The sequence below is a fragment of the Thioclava sp. F34-6 genome (assembly GCF_002213235.1).
GTDB classification, from domain to species: domain Bacteria; phylum Pseudomonadota; class Alphaproteobacteria; order Rhodobacterales; family Rhodobacteraceae; genus Thioclava; species Thioclava nitratireducens.
This window is the reverse complement of sequence record NZ_NBOA01000006.1, coordinates 227,699-241,314: the sequence shown is the minus strand read 5'-3', so window position 1 is coordinate 241,314 and position 13,616 is coordinate 227,699. Positions and strand designations below refer to the sequence as shown.

General features: G+C 64.4%; 17 protein-coding genes and 1 other RNA gene. 6 read left to right on the top strand and 12 right to left on the bottom strand.

Annotation, left to right across the window (positions count from 1 at the left end; translation table 11 throughout):
- Positions 1-110: 110 nt before the first annotated feature.
- Entirely contained in the window at positions 111-980 is an 870-nt protein-coding gene (locus tag B6V72_RS14355) for a branched-chain amino acid aminotransferase (protein ID WP_075775696.1), read from the top strand.
- 87 nt (positions 981-1,067) lie between these two features.
- Here the strand turns inward: B6V72_RS14355 and B6V72_RS14350 are convergent, their stop codons facing one another.
- The 12 genes from B6V72_RS14350 to B6V72_RS19395 all read right to left on the bottom strand — a co-directional run bounded on the left by B6V72_RS14350 (position 1,068) and on the right by B6V72_RS19395 (position 10,593).
- Positions 1,068-1,253, bottom strand: a complete 186-nt coding sequence (locus B6V72_RS14350; protein WP_075775695.1) for a hypothetical protein — start codon at positions 1,251-1,253, stop codon at positions 1,068-1,070.
- A 103-nt stretch (positions 1,254-1,356) separates the two neighbouring features.
- Positions 1,357-2,298 carry a DMT family transporter gene (locus tag B6V72_RS14345; RefSeq protein ID WP_088735902.1) on the bottom strand — a complete coding sequence of 314 codons (942 nt, stop codon included), beginning with the start codon at positions 2,296-2,298 and terminating at the stop codon, positions 1,357-1,359.
- A gap of 46 nt (positions 2,299-2,344) precedes the next feature.
- The gene (gene queG / locus B6V72_RS14340) at positions 2,345-3,385 is read right to left on the bottom strand and encodes a tRNA epoxyqueuosine(34) reductase QueG (protein ID WP_088720152.1); all 1,041 of its coding nucleotides are present in this window, start codon (positions 3,383-3,385) and stop codon (positions 2,345-2,347) included.
- 81 nt (positions 3,386-3,466) lie between these two features.
- Positions 3,467-4,132, bottom strand: a complete 666-nt coding sequence (locus B6V72_RS14335) for a glutathione S-transferase family protein (RefSeq protein ID WP_075775693.1) — start codon at positions 4,130-4,132, stop codon at positions 3,467-3,469.
- 227 nt (positions 4,133-4,359) lie between these two features.
- Positions 4,360-4,959 carry a recombination mediator RecR gene (gene recR, locus B6V72_RS14330; protein ID WP_088735857.1) on the bottom strand — a complete coding sequence of 200 codons (600 nt, stop codon included), beginning with the start codon at positions 4,957-4,959 and terminating at the stop codon, positions 4,360-4,362.
- Positions 4,960-4,963: 4 nt separating this feature from the next.
- Positions 4,964-5,308 (bottom strand): YbaB/EbfC family nucleoid-associated protein, encoded by a 345-nt coding sequence (locus B6V72_RS14325; protein WP_075775691.1) that lies wholly within the window; start codon positions 5,306-5,308, stop codon positions 4,964-4,966.
- Between the two features lie 128 nt (positions 5,309-5,436).
- Complete coding sequence (locus tag B6V72_RS14320) at positions 5,437-7,167, bottom strand: DNA polymerase III subunit gamma/tau (RefSeq protein WP_075775690.1); 1,731 nt, start codon at positions 7,165-7,167, stop codon at positions 5,437-5,439.
- Positions 7,168-7,230: 63 nt separating this feature from the next.
- Positions 7,231-8,142 carry an MBL fold metallo-hydrolase gene (locus tag B6V72_RS14315; protein ID WP_088735856.1) on the bottom strand — a complete coding sequence of 304 codons (912 nt, stop codon included), beginning with the start codon at positions 8,140-8,142 and terminating at the stop codon, positions 7,231-7,233.
- Positions 8,143-8,246: 104 nt separating this feature from the next.
- Positions 8,247-8,343: signal recognition particle sRNA small type (gene ffs / locus B6V72_RS14310), an RNA gene on the bottom strand.
- 153 nt (positions 8,344-8,496) lie between these two features.
- Positions 8,497-9,543, bottom strand: coding sequence for a YeeE/YedE family protein (locus B6V72_RS14305; RefSeq protein ID WP_088735855.1), 1,047 nt, complete (start codon positions 9,541-9,543; stop codon positions 8,497-8,499).
- A 43-nt stretch (positions 9,544-9,586) separates the two neighbouring features.
- Positions 9,587-9,895, bottom strand: a complete 309-nt coding sequence (locus tag B6V72_RS14300; RefSeq protein ID WP_075775687.1) for a metalloregulator ArsR/SmtB family transcription factor — start codon at positions 9,893-9,895, stop codon at positions 9,587-9,589.
- 212 nt (positions 9,896-10,107) lie between these two features.
- On the bottom strand, positions 10,108-10,593 hold the full coding sequence (locus B6V72_RS19395) for a hypothetical protein (protein WP_233243116.1): 486 nt from the start codon (positions 10,591-10,593) through the stop codon (positions 10,108-10,110).
- A 111-nt stretch (positions 10,594-10,704) separates the two neighbouring features.
- Here B6V72_RS19395 and B6V72_RS14290 point away from each other — a divergent pair, with 111 nt between their 5' ends.
- The 5 genes from B6V72_RS14290 (at position 10,705) to soxZ (ending at position 13,548) form a co-directional block, all read left to right on the top strand.
- Positions 10,705-11,442: a cytochrome c biogenesis protein CcdA gene (locus B6V72_RS14290; protein WP_233243118.1), complete on the top strand. Its 738-nt coding sequence runs from the start codon at positions 10,705-10,707 to the stop codon at positions 11,440-11,442.
- 25 nt (positions 11,443-11,467) lie between these two features.
- Complete coding sequence (locus tag B6V72_RS14285) at positions 11,468-12,022, top strand: thioredoxin family protein (protein ID WP_075775686.1); 555 nt, start codon at positions 11,468-11,470, stop codon at positions 12,020-12,022.
- A 234-nt stretch (positions 12,023-12,256) separates the two neighbouring features.
- A complete protein-coding gene (soxX, locus tag B6V72_RS14280; RefSeq protein WP_075775685.1) occupies positions 12,257-12,733 on the top strand; it encodes a sulfur oxidation c-type cytochrome SoxX in 477 nt (158 codons plus the stop codon).
- A 37-nt stretch (positions 12,734-12,770) separates the two neighbouring features.
- The gene (soxY, locus tag B6V72_RS14275; RefSeq protein ID WP_075775684.1) at positions 12,771-13,193 is read left to right on the top strand and encodes a thiosulfate oxidation carrier protein SoxY; all 423 of its coding nucleotides are present in this window, start codon (positions 12,771-12,773) and stop codon (positions 13,191-13,193) included.
- A gap of 28 nt (positions 13,194-13,221) precedes the next feature.
- Complete coding sequence (soxZ, locus tag B6V72_RS14270) at positions 13,222-13,548, top strand: thiosulfate oxidation carrier complex protein SoxZ (RefSeq protein WP_088735854.1); 327 nt, start codon at positions 13,222-13,224, stop codon at positions 13,546-13,548.
- Positions 13,549-13,616: the final 68 nt, after the last annotated feature.

The following is a 13,616-nucleotide window of genomic DNA, read 5'->3' as shown; positions in this document are numbered from 1 at the left end:
CTTTCCAAGACTCAACTGTTACCGCAAAGCAGTTTTCGCGCAAGAAAATGTCCACTTCGGACGTAGATTGCGCAATAATCGTAAATTGGCGTGGCTGCAAGGAGAGTAAGATGTCGGGCTCGTATGAGGATCGTGACGGCAAGATCTGGATGGATGGACAGCTTGTGGATTGGCGCGACGCCAATGTCCACATCCTGACCCACGCGCTGCATTACGCGTCCTCCGTCTTTGAAGGCGAACGTTGCTACAACGGCAAGATTTTCAAAGGCGAAGAGCATTCCGCCCGCCTGCGGAAGTCGGCGCAGCTGCTCGATATGGAAATCCCCTATTCGGTCGAAGAGATCGAGAAGGCGAAATACGACATGCTGAAGGCCAATGGCTGGACCGACGCCTATGTGCGCGCGGTCGCATGGCGTGGCGCGGGCGAGGATATGGGCGTCTCGGCGCGCAAGAACCCCGTGCGTCTGGCGATCGCCGGCTGGGAATGGGGCAACTATTACGGGGACGCGAAGATGAAGGGCGCCAAGCTCGACATCGCGAAATGGCGTCGCCCCGACCCGCGCACGATCCCGGCCGAGGCCAAGGCCGCCGGTCTCTACATGATCTGCACCATGTCGAAGCACGCCGCCGAAGATCGCGGCTTCTCGGATGCGCTGTTCATGGATTGGCGTGGCTACGTCGCCGAGGCGACCGGCGCGAACATCTTCTTCGTGAAGGACGGCGAGGTGCACACGCCCAAGGCTGACGTCTTCCTCAACGGGATCACGCGGCGTACGGTGATCGGGCTGCTGGAAGAGAAGGGTATCAAGGTGCACGAGCGCCTGATCGAGCCGACTGAACTGGCCGAGTTCGAGCAGTGCTGGCTCACCGGAACCGCCGCCGAGGTGACCCCGGTCAGCCAGATCCGCGAGTTCAACTTCGAGGTCGGCGCGCTGACCCGCGACATCGCAGAAACCTACGAAAAGCTCGTGCGCACCTGATCCACGTAACGCTTTGAGAAAACAGAAGGGCGTGCTTGACGGCACGCCCTTTGGCGTTTTCGATGCTCTCGAGCGCTGACAGGACGGTCAGGTGACTTCGTTCCGTTCGATGCGCAGGAACTGTTTCATGCGCGCGCCGTTATCCGGCCGCCCACGCTTGCTGAGCTCCTTGATTGCCGGGTGGATACCTTCGCGCCGCTGCAGTTCGAGAAACCGCTTCACGCGCGGCCCTTCGGCCTTGAGTTCGGCGCGGTCGATGATGTGACGGGACATGTCTTCCTCCTCTCGTCATCGCCTCTGATCCTTTAAGTATAACACGGTTCGACCGAGTCGTGTTTCAATGACAGGAGATTTTTTGTCGCGGGCGGATCGGCGCTCAGCCCTGCGGCGTCGCGGCCTTGCGGGCGCGCTTGCGCTCCAGCCCAAGCCAGTGCTCGCGCAGAATGATCGCGATGCCAGCGACGATGATCAGCGCAGCCCCCGCCAAGGTGGCATGGCTCGGCACTTCCGAGAAGACCGTATAGCCGATCACCAGCGCCAGCAACATCGAGGCGTAATCGAAGGGGGCCACCAGCGAGGCATCGGCGAAGCGATAGGCCGAGGTCAGCATGATCTGCCCGGTGCCGCCGATCAGCCCCGCGAGGATCAGGAGTGTCGCTTCCCACGCTGTCGGCATCACCCAGCCGAAGGGCAGCGAGGCCAGTGAGAGCACCGAGGCGGTGCAGGAGAACCAGAACACGATCGCCGAGGTGCGCTCGGAGCCGACCATGCGGCGGATCTGGATCTGCGCCAGCGCCGCGCAGGTGGCCCCCGCAAGCGCCAGCCCCGCGCCAAGCGCCTCCGCCCCGCCTTCGGGTCCGCTGCCGCCCAGCCGGGGCCACAGCACGATCAGAACACCGACCATCCCCAGCCCGACCGCCGAGAAGCGGAAGATCCGCACCGTCTCGCCCAGCAAGAGCGCCGCGAAGACGACCGTCAGCAGCGGCGCTGCATAGCCCAGAGCGGTCGCCTCGGGCAACGGCAGGAAGGCCAGCGCGGCGAAGCTCAGCGCCATCGCGGTGGTTCCCACCACCCCGCGCAGGACATGGTTTACCGGCCTCTCGACCCGCAGCCCGCCCTGCAATTCCTTGCGCCACAGAAGCCACAACATTATCGGCACAATGCCGAAGAAAGAGCGGAAGAACACTGCCTCGCCCGGTGGCACTCGGTCGGAGACCGATTTGATCAGTGCCTGCATGATGACGAAACCCGTAACCGTGCCGAGCTTCAGCGCGATTCCAAGGAGCGGGCGAGGGGTCTGGGTGGTGACGGGCATCATGACCGCGATGAGATAGGCCGCGACGGGACCGGGGCAATCGGTTTCGTCATGCGACGCGCTCGAGCCGATCAAGAGCCCATCGCGCGGCCTCGGCCACCACCGGATCGGGATCGCTCAGGTGCGGGCGCGCGGCCTCGGCCAGCGCCGGATCGCCGGAATTTCCGATCGCGTAAAGAACGTTGCGCAAGAAACGGTCGCGCCCGATCCGCTTGATCGGCGAGCCCGAGAACCGCGCCCGGAACCCGGCATCGTCGAGTGCGGCCAGTTCTGCCAGGGGCGGCGCGCCGACGCCGCCGTGATAGCGCGCCTCCCGCGCCTCTGCGGCGAACTTGTTCCATGGGCAGACGGCCAGACAATCGTCGCAGCCATAGATGCGATTGCCCATCTTGGCGCGCAGCTCTTCGTCGATCGGGCCCTTATGCTCGATCGTCAGATAGGAGATGCAGCGCCGTGCGTCGAGCTGGTAGGGCGCAGGAAAAGCCTCGGTCGGGCAGATGTCGAGACAGGCCGTGCAGGACCCGCAATGGCTGATCTCCGGCGCGTCGGGCGGCAGCTCCACCGTGGTGAAGATCGCGCCGAGGAAGAACCAGCTGCCCAGATCGCGCGCGAGAAGATTGGTGTGCTTGCCCTGCCAGCCGAGACCCGACGCCTCGCCCAAGGGCTTTTCCATCACCGGGGCGGTGTCGACGAAGACCTTGATCTCCGCGCCCTCTGGTGCCTGATCGAGCAACCAGCGCCCGACGCGCTTGAGCCGCTTCTTCACCAGATCATGGTAATCCTTGCCTTGCGCATAGGCAGAGATCACCCCGCGATCGCGCGCCTCCAGCAGGTCCAGCGGGTCGTAATCGGGCGTGTAGGTCTCGGCCAGCATCACGACCGAGCGCGCCTCGGACCACAGCGCCGCCGGATCGCCGCGCCAGCCCATCCGCTCTTCCATCCAGCCCATCTGGCCATGCATGCCCGCACCCACAAAGGCGGCGAGCCGCTCGGCCGCCTGCGGGATCGCGTCCGGCGTGGTGATGCGCGCCTTCGAGAAACCCTCGGCAAGGGCCGTCTCGATCAACCGCGCTTTCAACTCCGCATTCATGGCTTCGCCTTGGTGCAAATATCCCGGGGGGCCGCGCCGCAGGCCGGCGGGGGCAGAGCCCCCTCGGCGCGCGCGAAGCCCTCAGAAATCCAACTCCGCATATTGCGGTGCGGGCGGCATGCCGGGCAGCTGATCGGCGAGAAGCGAGCGGAAGGCCGGGCGCGACTTGATCTTCGCATACCAGTCCTTCACGGCCTCTTGTCGGTTCCAGTCCACGTCGGAGATATAATCGAGGCAGCTCAGATGCGCGGCCGCAGAGAAATCCGCAAGCGTCATCACGTCGCCAGCAAGCCAGCGCCGCTGCTCCAGCAGCCAGCCCATGTAATCGAGGTGATACTTGATCGCGGACAGGCCCGCCTTGACCGTCTTGCTATCCGGATATCCTTCCTTGCGGACCTTCTTCCAGACCCGCTCGCCCATGATCCGCTGCGTGACTTCGGTGTTGAACTTGTCGTCGAACCACGAGCACAGGCGGCGCACCTCGTAGCGTGCGGCGGGATCGCGCGGCATCAGCGGCGCGTCAGCATGCGTCTCGTCGATATATTCGCAGATCGCCTGACTCTCGGCCATCATCATGCCGTCCATCTTCAGCACCGGCACCTTGCCCGCCGGGTTGCGACGGAGGAAATCGGCCTGCTGCTCCCAGTATCGTTCCTCGACCAGTTCCACCTCCAGCTTCTTCTCGGCGAGCGTGAGGCGGACCTTGCGGCAGAACGGGGAGAGGGCGACATGGTAGAGGCGGATCATCGGGGCGACGCTCGCAATTCTCGTTGGGGATTTGGGGGAAGTGATAACGGCGGGCGCGGGCGGGTTCAATGGCGACGAGCCCGCCGATGGGCGCTCCCTTGCCGGGAGGGCGCGCGGGCCGCATGGGGCGGATGCCTCCGGCGGGGATATTTTTCCCAAGCCGAAAGGAGCGCTCAGCGCTGGGATATCGGTTTGGACTTCGGTTTCGGGGCGGGTAGGGGGGGGCGTCAGAAACTTTTACGCGCGCGCAGCGCCGCTTGGATCGTGCCGTCGTCGAGATAGTCCAGCTCGCCCCCGATCGGCACGCCCTGGGCGAGGCTGGTGACCGCGATGCCGCGCCCTTCGAGCGCCTCGGCGATGTAATGGGCGGTCGTCTGACCCTCGACGGTGGCGTTGAGGGCGAGGATCACCTCGGTGATGCCTTCCTCCGTGGCGCGTTCGAGCAGGTCGGGGATGCGAAGGTCTTCCGGGCCGATCGCATCGAGCGCGGAGAGCGTGCCGCCAAGGACGTGATAGCGGCCCTTGAAGGCGTGGCCGCGCTCCATCGCCCAGAGATCGGCCACATCCTCGATCACGCAGATCTCGCCGGTGGCGCGTTTCGGGTCTTCGCAGATGCCGCAGATCGGCGCGGTGGAGATATTGCCGCAGCGTTGGCACTCGCGCGCGGTGCGGGCCACCTGCGCCATCGCCTCGGCCAAGGGGCCCATCAGCTGCGCGCGTTTCGAGATCAGATGCAGCACCGCGCGCCGGGCGGAGCGGGGGCCGAGCCCCGGCAGCCGCGCCATCAGGGCGATCAGCGCCTCTATCTCGTCGCGCGCGCCGCTCATCGGATCAGACCGGCAGGTCCATGTTCTCGGGCAGGCCCAATTCGCGCAGAAGGCGTTTCTGCTCTTCCTGCTCGCGGAACTTTGCCTTTTCCTGCGTGTCCTTGATCGCAGCGAGGATCAGGTCTTCGACGACTTCCTTCTCGGAGGCCTGCAGGATCGAGGGATCGATGGAGAGCCCGGTCAATTCGCCCTTCGCGGTGGCGCGGGCCTGTACGAGACCGGCCCCGGCCTCGCCGGTGACGACGATGGATTTGAGCTCTTCCTGGAGCTGACCCATCTTCTCCTGCATTTCCTTGGCGGCCTTCATCATCTTGGCCATGTCGCCCATGGCGCCCAATCCCTTGAACATCGCTTTCTCCGTCACGTTTGGCTTGAGTGAGAGATACGCATCGCTGCGCGGAGGAACAAGGGACAAGCTGGGAAAACGGCGCGGCAGGGACGGCGCGTGCGATCGCGCGGGACCGCCCCCGGCGCGGCTCAGCCTTCCTCGAAGGGATCCCATTCGTCTTCGACCTCGGCCAGGGCCTCGGCCTCGATCGCGGTGGTGTCTTCCTCGGGCAGGATTTCGATCTTCGCGCCGGGGAAGCGGGCGAAAATCTCTGCGACCAGCGGGTTCTTCATCGCCTCGGCCTCGGCCTTCGCGAGCTCTTCCGCCTTCACCTCGGCTATGGTCGGCGCGCCGCCTTCGGAGACGACCGAGACGCCCCAGCGCGCGCCGGTCCAGCCCTGCAGCCTTGCCGAAAGCGTCGCGGCGAGGTCGCGCGAGGCCTGTGGGGTCGGTTCGAACTCGATCCGGCCGGGGCGGTAATTCACGAGGCGCAGGTTGCTCTCGACCTCCAGCAGCAGGGTCATGTCGCGCATCCGGGCGATCAGGTCGACCACGTCGTCGAAACTGGCGAAACGGGCAAGCGCGTCGGCCATCGGATCGTGCTGTTGGGCAGGGGCGGCGGCGGCAACAGCGCCGCCACCGGCACGCCGGGCGCGCAGCGTCGCGCCATGCACCGGCCCGGTCGAAGGCGCGGGGCCCCGGCCTGCCGCTTGGGTCTGGGTGTTGCCCTGCTGGATCTTCTTGATCAGCGTTTCCGGGTCGGGCAGGTCAGCCACATGGGTCATGCGGATCACGGCCATTTCGGTCGCCATCATCGCATTGGGCGCGCCTGCGACTTCTTCGAGCGCCTTGAGCAGCATTTGCCAGAGCCGCGACAGCACACGCATCGGAAGCGCGGCCGCCATCTCCTGACCGCGATTGCGTTCCTCGGGCGGAACGGTCGGGTCTTCGGCGGCTTCGGGCGTGACCTTGATGACGGAGACCCAATGGGTGATCTCGGCCAGATCGCGCATGATCGCCATCGGATCGGCGCCGTCGGCATATTGCGCGGCAAGCTCGGTCAGCGCCTCGGCGGCCTGACCGTGCAGGATCATGTCGAAGAGATCGAGGACGCGGGCACGGTCGGCCAGACCCAGCATCGCGCGGACCTGTTCCGCCGTAGTCTCGCCTGCGCCATGCGCGATCGCCTGATCGAGCAGCGAGGTCGCATCCCGCGCGGAGCCTTCGGCGGCGCGGGTGATCAGCGCGAGCGCGTCATCGGCGATCTCGGCACCTTCCGCATCGGCGATCCGGCGCAGCAGCGCGATCATCTCCTCGGGCTCGATCCGGCGCAGGTCGAAGCGCTGGCAGCGCGAGAGCACGGTGACGGGCACCTTGCGGATCTCGGTGGTGGCAAAGATGAACTTCACATGGGCGGGCGGTTCCTCGAGCGTCTTCAGGAGCGCGTTGAACGCGCTCGTCGACAGCATGTGAACCTCATCGATGATATAGACTTTGTAGCGCGCCGAGGCCGCCCGGTAATGCACGCTCTCGATGATCTCGCGGATGTCGCCCACACCGGTGCGCGAGGCGGCGTCCATCTCCATCACGTCGACATGGCGGCCCTCCATGATCGCGCGGCAATGTTCGCACACGCCGCAGGGATCGGTCGTGGGGGTGCCGTTGCCGTCGGGGCCGATGCAGTTCAGCCCTTTGGCGATGATCCGCGCCGTGGTGGTTTTCCCGGTGCCGCGAATCCCGGTCATGATGAAGGCCTGCGCGATCCGGTCGGCCGCGAAGGCGTTCTTGAGCGTGCGCACCATCGGTGCCTGTCCGATCAGATCGGCAAAGGTCTCGGGGCGGTACTTGCGGGCGAGAACCTGATATTGGGTGTCGGTCATCGAAGCTCCGGTATCATAAGCAGCCGCCAGACTAGGCCCCCCGGGCGTCGACGTCCACCCGGCTCATTCCCACTCCATCTGGCTGAATACCGCCTGCGCGTTGCGTTTGGCGAGCGTGTCGAAGTCCGCGAGATATTCGAATTGCGACTGGTCCACGTCGACCGAGCCGATGATGTCGCCGCTGTCATCGATATAATCGGCCATCCGGCTGCGCAGATTGGTCAGGTAATCATAGGTGTCGCGAGTCGCCGTCGCGAGATCGGTGGCGGGGCCGTGGCCGGGAACGACATGGGTGGGCTCATAGGCGGCCATCGCCTCGAAGGCTTCGACCCAGCCTTTCGAGGACGACATGTCGAGCACGCCGAGGATGCGGCCCACGAAGACGATATCGCCGGTGAACATCACTTTTTCCGCAGGCAGCCAGACGAAGCTGTCGCCAGGAGTGTGGGCCGGGCCGGGATGGGTGATCTCGATCTCGCGCCCGCCGAGGGTGAGCGTGTAGCGTTCGTCGAAGGTGGTGTCCGCGTAGACCGGCTCCGTGCCGGCGAGCGCGTCCTTGCCGACCAGCGCGTCGAGCATCGTCAGTTCCAGCGAGGCGCGGGCCTTCTGGTCGGCGAGCGCATCCGTCGAGGTGATGATCTCGGCGCCATGCTCTTTCCAGTAGCCATTGCCGAGCCAGCGGTGATCCTGCCCACCGGTGTCGATCACGAATTTCACCGGCTGATCGGTCAGCGTGCCGATCACCTCGTCGAGCGCCGCCGCCCCCTTGTAGGTGCCGCCCGCATCCACCAGCACCGCGCCCTCATCCGTGACGATCAGCCCGAAGGTCGCGTTATTGCCGAGGTTCTCGGCATCGCGCTGCCCGAAGGGACCCTCGATCGCATAGGTGTCCGGTGCGACTTCGACGGCGGTAAGCGTCCCGGCCAAGAGCGGCACAGGCAGAACGGCCAGAGCGGCCAGAGCAAAACGAAACATGGTGAAACCTCCCCTTTGACGGGAAGCTTAACGCGGCGACATCAGCCCACAATCGGGCATGGTGACGCGCCGACAAGTTTGGTGCGTTTCGTGGAGAAGGAGGGGGTGAGAGGCTGGACAGCGACCCAAGCGGGGCTCGTTGCGGCTGCTTCCTTCCGGACCTGACCGGGTTGGCGAGGCGCTCGCCCGCGCCAACCTCTCGAGGGGCGATATAGGAAACCCGGATCAGATTCGCAAGCGTTGTGCGGCAAGACTTCGCGGGGAGAGGGGGCGCTGCCCCCTCGACGCGTCCGCGCCTCACCCCCGGGATATTTCGGCCAAGCCAAAAACGGGAGGGGGACGTGCGGCTCCGGCCTATTCGGGCTGGAAGCCGTGGATCAACTGGCGCAGGCCGATCAACCCGCCGATCACGATGGAGGCCAGCGTGACGGGCGCGGAGAAGGCGAGCACGGCCATCGCGCTTACCCCCTGGCCGATGGAGCATCCGACGGCGATCGTGCCGCCGATGCCCATCAGGGCGGCGCCGCTGACCTGACGGCCCAGTTCGCGCGGATCTTCGCAGGCTTCCCATTTGAAGAGGCCGCGAATGGCCGAGCCGAGGAAGGCCCCGCCGAGAACGCCCGCGACGAGCCCGACGGAGAAGGTGAGCCCTCCCGCGGTGGAGGTCATGAAATACAGGATCGTGCGCCCAAGCGGGGCGGTGAAGGAGGGGGCCTCGACGCCGGTCGCGCCCATGCTCTCTCTGAAGAGGTAGGAGGTGCCGACGAAGCACCAGACCACGGCAAGGCCCGCAGCCACGCCCCAGGCGAGCCTGCGTTTGTCTGCGCGCAGCGGCTGATAGTTCAGCGCCCATGCGAGGAAGCCTGCGGCGACGGGCAGGGCGAAGGTCAGCGGCGGCAGCCCGGTCCGCGCCGAGAGCCAATGCGCGATGCCTTGAGGGGAGGTGGCGGCCTGCTGGTCGAAGATCAGCAGGCGCAGATGCGCGAGGGGGCCGGACAGCGTCACGAAGGCGAAAATCCCCATCACGACGACGATCACCATCGCGCGCAGGTCGCCGCCGCCGAAACGCACCAGCGCCCCGAAACCGCAATTTCCGGCGAGCGCCATGCCGTAGCCGAAGACCAGCCCGCCCACGATCGAGGCCAAGGGCGACCACTTGATCGTTTGATAGAAGCTGTGGGTGATGTCGGCATAACCCAGAGCCTCGGCTAGGAAGGCGCCGGAGATCGCGACACCCAGCACCACGCCCCAAAGGCGCAGGCGCCTCTGGTCATCGCCATAGGCGGCGCTTTCCAGTGCGCCGAGGGTGCAGAAATCGCCCAGGCGCGCGGCGAGGCCGAGAATCACACCGCCGAGCGCCCCGACCAAGGCCGCCATGGCGCCCATCGGAATCTGTTCCATTGCCCTTCTCCCCCCCGGATCACTCAGCGTCCGGTCTCATGGCTCACCGCGTTCCGTCGGTGGCGCAGAACATATCGTAAATCGTTTCGACAAGGCGGCGCGCGCGCGGGTCCGAGAGCGTGTAGTAGATCGCCTTGCCTTCGCGGCGCGCGCTGACGAGTCCCTCGAGACGCAGCCGCGCCAATTGCTGGCTGACCGCGGCCTGGCGCGATTCCAGCAGGTTTTCCAGCTCGGTCACCGATTTCTCGCCCGAACTGAGATGGCACAGGATCATCAGCCGTCCCTCATGGGCGAGCGCCTTCATGAGGTTGGAGGCGTCTTGTGCGCGATCGAGTAGCTCTTCTGCATCCATGCGGGCACATCTCGACTCGGCCGTGGCAGAGGCAAGCTTTTCGGCATGACCGTCAGGCACCAGATGCCGCACCGCATCGTCCTTCCTTGGAGCCGCGCGCAGCGCGACCGTATTAATCGAATGTTTCAGGCTTTAGCATGACGATTCGCCGGAACAAAGCCCGAGAGAACAAAAACCCGCACGGGGCGGGCCAAAAGCACGCACATCAAACCTCAGTTTGAGGGGGGCTGATAGTCCGCGCCATTCTTTTTCAGGGCCTGATCCAGCAGCCCCCAGAAGAAGTCCTCGCTCGCATAGCCTTCGATGCGGGCGACTTCGACCCCGTCCTGCAGCAGGATGAAGGTCGGTGTGAAGAGCGGTTTGCCCCCGGTGATCGTGATGTCGTCAGGGAAGGGCTTGTGCAGATCGACCCGCTGCAGGGGCGCGGTCTTGCCCTCGGGGGTCTTGGGGTAGATCGGCGCGAGGTCGTTGTTCCACATGCGGCAATAGACGCAGCCGACCTGCTCGACCATCAGGAGGCGAAACTCGCTCTCGGCCTTGGCTTCTTCGGTCGCGGAGCCGACATCGGTCGTCGTCTCGGCGGATTGCGACGTGGCGTCGGCCCCCGCGGCGTCGGCCCATGAGGCGTGGCCCGTCGCGCTCAGCGAAATCGCCAGCGCCGCAGCCATGGAAATCGTATGCCAAACAATGCGGAACATTGACGGACCCCTTTTTACATATAAAGATCGTAATGTGTTTGACGGGCCCCTTCAAGGACGGTTGGGAGACCGAGGCCATATAGGCTAGGGCGCGTCACGAGGGAGGAAACAGTGCCGATCGATATTACCTATGGCGGGGCGTTTTTTGCCGGCCTGCTGTCTTTTCTGACGCCGTGCATCTTGCCGATGGTGCCGTTCTACCTGTCCTACATGGCCGGGCTGTCGATGTCGGAGCTGCGCGGTGACGGCAAGATCGCCCCCGGTGCGCAGGCGCGGATGGTCGCCTCTTCGGTCGCTTTCGCGTTGGGCGTGACCACGATCTTCGTGCTGATGGGGATGGGAGCCACTGCGCTCGGGGCCGCGTTCCGCGAATGGATGGGACCGCTGAGCTGGGTGGCAGCCGCGATCCTTCTCGTCTTCGGTCTGCATTTCCTCGGCGTGATCCGGATCCCATTCCTCTATCGCGAGGCGCGAATGGAGGCGAAAACCGATCCCACGACCTTCCTTGGCGCCTATGTGATGGGGCTCGCCTTCGGCTTCGGCTGGACGCCCTGTGTGGGCCCGGCGCTCGCCGCCATCCTTATGGTGGCGTCGGGGATGGGGGATATATCGAAGGGCGGGCTGCTGCTTTTTGCCTACGGGATCGGGATGACCTTGCCCTTCATCATCGCGGCCTTCTTCACGCGGCCCTTCCTCGCGCTCATGGCAAAGCACCGCGCCAAGCTCGGCTATGTCGAGAAGGCGATGGGGGTTATGCTGATCCTGTTCGCGGTTCTCATCGTGACCGGGGGGCTGCGCTACATTGGTGAGTTTCTGATCGACGTCATGCCGAGCGGGAGTCTTGGCTGAGGATCTGTTTCAAGGGAGGACGATCATGCGTCATTTTCTGACTGCCGCTTTCACCGCGGCGATGCTGGCCCTGCCGGGTCACGCCGCCGAGATGGGCGATGACGGGCTGCACAAGGAGCCGTGGTTCCACGACACGTTCAAGGACATGTCGGACGATCTCGCGACGGCCAATGACGAGGGCAAGCGCTTCATGGTCATCTGGGAGCAGCGCGGCTGCCTCTACTGCAAGAAGATGCACGAGGAAGTCTTCTCCGATCCCGAAATCGCGCAATACATCACCGACAACTACTATGTCGTGCAGATGAACCTCTTCGGAGATGTCGAAGTGACCGATTTCGACGGCGAGGCTCTGCCCGAAAAAGAGATGGCGATGAAGTGGGGCGTGATGTTCACGCCGACCATGATGTTCTTCCCCGAAGAGGCCTCCGATCAGCCCGCCAACAAGCAGGCCGTTGCACAGATGCCGGGCGCTTTCGGCAAGGGTACGACGATGGCCTTGCTCGAGTGGGTAAAGACTCACGGCTACGAGAGTGGCGTGAATTTTCAGAAGTACGTTGCCGACAAAGTTATGGCGAAGTGATCGCGAGTTTCGCGAATCTGACAGAGTCGTGATCTCTTGCTCGCGGGCGCAGCATTCGTGCTGCGCCCGCGAATGTTTCTGATTTCGCTTAAGAAATCTTGGGTATGCTGCGGTATGCGCCGATATGTTCCGTAGAACATATTGGAAAATATGCGGATTTTTGAATTTATCCATTGCGCCGCTGTGACGCGCTCGCTTAAAAGTGAGTCAGGGAGAGAATTTGGGAGGACTTCTATGAAACGCCACGTTGCGTGGGCCGCAATGGCCGCCACCTTCGCAGCCAGCGCCGCGATCGCAGAAACCGCGCCGATGGATGTCAAATTCACCGATGTGGGCGCGGTGACCGAGTCGCTGACCGGTCAGCCGGGCGATCCCGCAAAGGGCGCAGAAGTCGCGGCGACCAAGTCGCTGGGCAACTGCGTGGCCTGCCATAAGGTCTCGGCGCTCGACGCGTCGTTCCAAGGTAATGTCGGCCCGGAGCTGAACGGCGCGGGCGACCGTTGGGACGAGTCGCAGCTGCGCGGCATCGTCGTCGACGCCAAGCACACCTTCGAAGGCACGGTAATGCCGGCGATGTACAAAACCGGTCCCTTCATTCGCCCCGGCGACGGGTATACCGGCAAGGCTGCGCCTGCCGATCTGCCGCCGATCTTGAATGCACAACAGGTTGAGGATGTGGTCGCTTTCTTGATGACCCTCAAGGACGAGTGACCCTCTGAACGACAAACCCGAGAGGAGAAGATACAACATGACCATGACCAGACGTGACGCGCTGGCGCTGGCGATGGGCGGCGTTGCCGCTTCCATGCTGCCGCTGCCCGCGCTGGCCGATGCCGGTGCTGACGCCATCGCCAAGTTCACCGGCGGCGCAGATGCCGCAATGGGTGACGGCGTCACCCTGACCGCGCCGGAAATCGCCGAGAACGGGAATACCGTTCCGATCTCCGTCGATGCGCCCGGCGCAACCGAGATCGCGGTCTTTGCGCCCGGCAACCCGACGCCCGACGTCGTGACCTTCAAGTTCGGTCCGCTGGCCGGCTCGCAGATGGCCTCGACCCGGATTCGCCTCTCGAAGACCCAGGACGTCATCGCTGTCGCCAAGATGGCCGACGGCAGCTACGTCCAGGCGAAATCGACCGTGAAGGTCACCATCGGCGGCTGCGGCGGCTAATTTTTTCGGTATCTGAGGAGACAAGACCATGAAAGGCGTGAGACCCCGCGTAAAAGTGCCGAAAAAAGCTTCGGCCGGTGACACGATCACCATCAAGACTCTGATCTCGCACCCGATGGAATCGGGTCAGCGCAAGGACAAGGACGGCAACGTCATCCCGCGCGAGATCATCAATCGCTTCACCTGCGACTTCAACGGCGAGAACGTCATCGACGTCACCCTCGAGCCGGCGATCTCGACGAATCCCTACATCGAATTCGAGGCGAAAGTCCCGGAATCGGGTGAGTTCAAGTTCACCTGGTACGATGATGACGGTTCGACCTACGAAGACAGCCAGAAGATCGACGTGAGCTGATCGGCCGAACGGCCAGCGGCGCGTGAGGGAGCGCGCCGCCTCACCAAGAACAGAGAACCGCGCCTGTT

Coding starts and splice junctions, on each gene's coding strand:
- B6V72_RS14315 (WP_088735856.1), bottom strand. CDS start 8,142: ATGTTTCGTTTTGCTCTGGCCGCTCTGGCCGTTCTGCCTGTGCCGCTC.
- B6V72_RS14320 (WP_075775690.1), bottom strand. CDS start 7,167: ATGACCGACACCCAATATCAGGTTCTCGCCCGCAAGTACCGCCCCGAG.
- B6V72_RS14350 (WP_075775695.1), bottom strand. CDS start 1,253: ATGTCCCGTCACATCATCGACCGCGCCGAACTCAAGGCCGAAGGGCCG.
- B6V72_RS14300 (WP_075775687.1), bottom strand. CDS start 9,895: ATGGATGCAGAAGAGCTACTCGATCGCGCACAAGACGCCTCCAACCTC.
- B6V72_RS14355 (WP_075775696.1), top strand. CDS start 111: ATGTCGGGCTCGTATGAGGATCGTGACGGCAAGATCTGGATGGATGGA.
- B6V72_RS14325 (WP_075775691.1), bottom strand. CDS start 5,308: ATGTTCAAGGGATTGGGCGCCATGGGCGACATGGCCAAGATGATGAAG.
- soxZ (WP_088735854.1), top strand. CDS start 13,222: ATGAAAGGCGTGAGACCCCGCGTAAAAGTGCCGAAAAAAGCTTCGGCC.
- B6V72_RS14345 (WP_088735902.1), bottom strand. CDS start 2,298: ATGATGCCCGTCACCACCCAGACCCCTCGCCCGCTCCTTGGAATCGCG.
- B6V72_RS14285 (WP_075775686.1), top strand. CDS start 11,468: ATGCGTCATTTTCTGACTGCCGCTTTCACCGCGGCGATGCTGGCCCTG.
- soxY (WP_075775684.1), top strand. CDS start 12,771: ATGACCATGACCAGACGTGACGCGCTGGCGCTGGCGATGGGCGGCGTT.
- queG (WP_088720152.1), bottom strand. CDS start 3,385: ATGAATGCGGAGTTGAAAGCGCGGTTGATCGAGACGGCCCTTGCCGAG.
- soxX (WP_075775685.1), top strand. CDS start 12,257: ATGAAACGCCACGTTGCGTGGGCCGCAATGGCCGCCACCTTCGCAGCC.
- B6V72_RS14305 (WP_088735855.1), bottom strand. CDS start 9,543: ATGGAACAGATTCCGATGGGCGCCATGGCGGCCTTGGTCGGGGCGCTC.
- B6V72_RS19395 (WP_233243116.1), bottom strand. CDS start 10,593: ATGTTCCGCATTGTTTGGCATACGATTTCCATGGCTGCGGCGCTGGCG.
- B6V72_RS14335 (WP_075775693.1), bottom strand. CDS start 4,132: ATGATCCGCCTCTACCATGTCGCCCTCTCCCCGTTCTGCCGCAAGGTC.
- recR (WP_088735857.1), bottom strand. CDS start 4,959: ATGAGCGGCGCGCGCGACGAGATAGAGGCGCTGATCGCCCTGATGGCG.